The organism is Rickettsiales bacterium (genome assembly GCA_033762595.1).
In the GTDB taxonomy this organism is placed as follows: Bacteria; Pseudomonadota; Alphaproteobacteria; order Rickettsiales; family UBA8987; genus JANPLD01.
Map to the genome: position 1 here is coordinate 1 of JANRLM010000086.1, position 3,389 is coordinate 3,389.

3 protein-coding genes are annotated in these 3,389 nt (G+C 32.4%); all 3 read left to right on the plus strand.

The window, feature by feature from the left end:
• Window positions 1-456 precede the first annotated feature (456 nt).
• Window positions 457-1,368 carry an aspartate carbamoyltransferase catalytic subunit gene (locus tag SFT90_06095; protein ID MDX1950052.1) on the plus strand — a complete coding sequence of 304 codons (912 nt, stop codon included), beginning with the start codon at window positions 457-459 and terminating at the stop codon, window positions 1,366-1,368.
• Between the two features lie 16 nt (window positions 1,369-1,384).
• Window positions 1,385-2,731 carry a dihydroorotase gene (gene pyrC, locus SFT90_06100; GenBank protein ID MDX1950053.1) on the plus strand — a complete coding sequence of 449 codons (1,347 nt, stop codon included), beginning with the start codon at window positions 1,385-1,387 and terminating at the stop codon, window positions 2,729-2,731.
• On the plus strand, window positions 2,718-3,389 hold a 672-nt coding region (locus tag SFT90_06105), incomplete at its 3' end, for a hypothetical protein (GenBank protein ID MDX1950054.1). The genes pyrC and SFT90_06105, both read left to right, overlap by 14 nt.

Sequence of the window (3,389 nt, forward strand, 5' to 3'; positions counted from 1 at the left end):
GCAATAATTATAAAAAATAAATTGTAATAAATTGGCATAATTTCAAAAAATGAAAATGAAATTTTGAAAAATCTATTCGGCTTTTAATACAATCAGAATTTTAATTCAAGAATTAATATAGGTGGTTTTAAGGCAGTGATTGCTTAGCATAGATATTATCCACTTAACCACCAATTGTCACCCTGCACTTGATTCGTGTATTTATAGGGGTTAATTATAAAATACACACTTTCACTTCATACCCGCGGAAGCGGGTATCCATTATTTTATATTATAGATTCCCGCTTTCGCGGGAATGAAAAATGGTTTGGCTATTCTTAACCCCGCAATAAATGCGGGGTGACAATTAGTGGTTAAGGGGCTAAATTTAATAAACACTCCCACAAAATCATTTACAATTAATTGCTTGCTTTTGTTAAGGTAATTATTTATAAGCCAAAAAATCGCAAGCAATTTATGAAAAATTATTCATTCCCTCATAAACATCTTACCGATACCAAAAATCTCTCTAAGCAAGATATTGAACATATTTTATCCCTTGCTGAAAATTATGTTAAAAACTCTGATTATCCGCAAAAATTAAAGGGCAAAACCCTAATAAATCTATTCTTTGAAAACTCTACAAGAACTAGAACCTCATTTGAACTTGCAGGTAAAAGGCTTGGTGTTGATGTAATAAATATGGATGTTGAAACATCTTCCGCAAAAAAAGGTGAAACTATCATTGATACAGCAATGACTCTCAACGCAATGCGGGCGGATTATATAGTTGTTAGGCATTCTGAAAGCGGTGTACCAGAACTTCTTTCAAGAAAAGTTAATTGTAGCGTGATAAATGCTGGCGATGGTTGGAATTCTCACCCAACGCAAGCCCTACTTGACGCACTAACTATAAAAAGAAGGCTCGGCAAGTTTGAGGGATTAAATATTCTTATTTCTGGCGATATTCTGCATAGCAGAGTTGCGAGATCCAATATTGATACGCTCAATAAATTAGGTGCGAAAATTAGGGTTTGTGCGCCAAAAACTTTACTACCAAAAGATATTGAAAAGCTAAATGTTGAAGTTTTTTCTGATATGGATTTAGCAGTACAAAATGTTGATATAATTATGATGCTAAGGCTTCAGAAAGAGAGAATGAAAGGGGCGTTTTTTCCATCTGAGCGGGAATATTTTTATTATTTTGGGCTTGATAGAAGGAAGCTCGAAAAGGCGAAACCTTCAGTTTTAGTTATGCACCCTGGGCCAATCAATAGGGGTCTTGAAATTGATTCTGAAATCGCAGATGATATAAATAAAAGCTTGATACTTGATCAAGTGGAAATGGGTGTTGCGGTGCGTCAAGCGGTGCTTGAGGCTTTGGGTTAATTTTAATAAATAAAAAATGGCGTTAGAAAATCAAAAATTTTACGAAAGAAAATTAGTAGAAGCAAGCCCTAATACTTTATTTGACAATGCTTATATTATTGATGTTGAAAATAACCGAGTTTTCAAGGGGCAGGTTTTGGTTTCAAATGGTTTTATTAAAGAAATAATTGATTTATCTAAAGATAAGAAAATTGAAAAATCCACTGAAGTAAATTATGTAGATTGCAAAAATCTGCATCTTGCACCAGCATTAATTGATGCTCAAGTGCATATTGGTGAACCGGGCGGAGACTATAAAGAAAATCTATATCTTACCTCAAGAAGTGCGGTTGCAGGTGGTGTTGCAACCATAAATATAATGCCAGATACTAAGCCTGTGATTGATACAACTGCTTTATATGAATTTATAAAAAATCGTGCGGTTGAAAAATCTTTTTGCGATATTACAATTTTTGGCTCAATCACTAAAAATTTAGAGGGTAAAGAATTAAGCGAAATGGGGTTGCTTAAAAAGGCTGGAATTAAAGGTGTTTCAGATTGCGGAAATTCTATTTATGATAGTTTGGTTTTCAAAAGAGCTTGCGAATATGCGAGTAATTTTGATTTAACGATTTCACATCAACCAAGTGATAAATTTCTTTCTGAAAATGCAGTTTTAGCTGATGGTTTTAACTCCACAACGCTCGGCGTGCAGGGCGTTCCAGATATTTCAGAAAAAATTGGTTTAGAGCGAGATTTAGCAATAATTGAATATGTTAAAGCGAAATATCATTGTCTAAATATTTCAACTAAAAAAGCGATTGAAACAATTAAAAATTCTAAAAATAAAGGTTTGAAAATAACTTCTTCAACCACACCTGAATATTTTTCATTTACTGATGAAGAAGCAAAAGAATATAGAACTTTTGCAAAGCTAAACCCACCACTTCGTTCAGAAAATGATAGGTTTGCGATTATTGAGGGCTTAAAAAATGGTGCAATAGATTTTATTTCATCAAACCATAGCCCAAGATCGGTTGATCAAAAAAGATTACCTCTACAATCAGCAGAGTTTGGAGTTGTAGGTCTTGAAACAATGCTTTCAGCAAGCTATACCTATTTAATTAAAGAAGGTTTTGAACTGCCGCAAATATTTAAGTTGCTAAGCAAAAACCCTGCGGAATATCTTGGTTTAAAAGGGCAGGGGGCAATTAAAAAAGGTTACAAGGCAGATCTAATAATTGTTGATTTTTCGCAGGAAGCTATTGTTAATCCTTTACAATTTGCTGGAAAAGCTGTTAATAGCCTATATGATGGAATTAAACTTATGGGTGGAGTTGTAAAAACTTTTGTCTCAGGTAAATTAGTATATGAAAAAAATTAGTAAAAAAACCTTTCTTCTAACTTCGTGTTTAATCGCAGGGTTTGGTGTTTATGCATTTGCCCAACCAGCTTCTATGAGACAAGGTTATAAGGCTATGGAAGTTTATGTGCCACTTAATGAGGCTTCAAATTTTATAAATTCTACCCCTAAAATTGAAGGCGGAATCATCAATAAAGAAATATATGATGAGGTTAATAAAATTAAGATAAATGCTGAAAATAATAGCAATTATAATTTAGCTCCAACTATGCCAGTTGAAGCTATAAAAATTATTAGAAGTGAAACGCCAAAATCTGAATCTAAAAGAAAATATTTTTTAGAGGAAAAGCAAGTTCCACTTAGCCCTTCAAGCCCAATTCCACCTTCAATGAGGGATAAAAGTTCATCTTATTCAATTGAAAATAAACCAACTCAAATTGAAGTTAAAATTAATGATGAAAAATTATTAGAAAATAAAACTCAGGTTAATACGATTAAAACTAATTGGGTTGTGCCTGAGGGCGAGAACATTGATAATAAAATTGAGATTGAAACTAATCCAATTGAAGTAAAAAAAAAAATAATTAATCAAGATATAAATAAAAAATCTAATTTAGATTCTTCTTCAATTAATTTTTCTGATGAAGTCTTTTTGTCTAAATCTATTTTTTCAAAAATC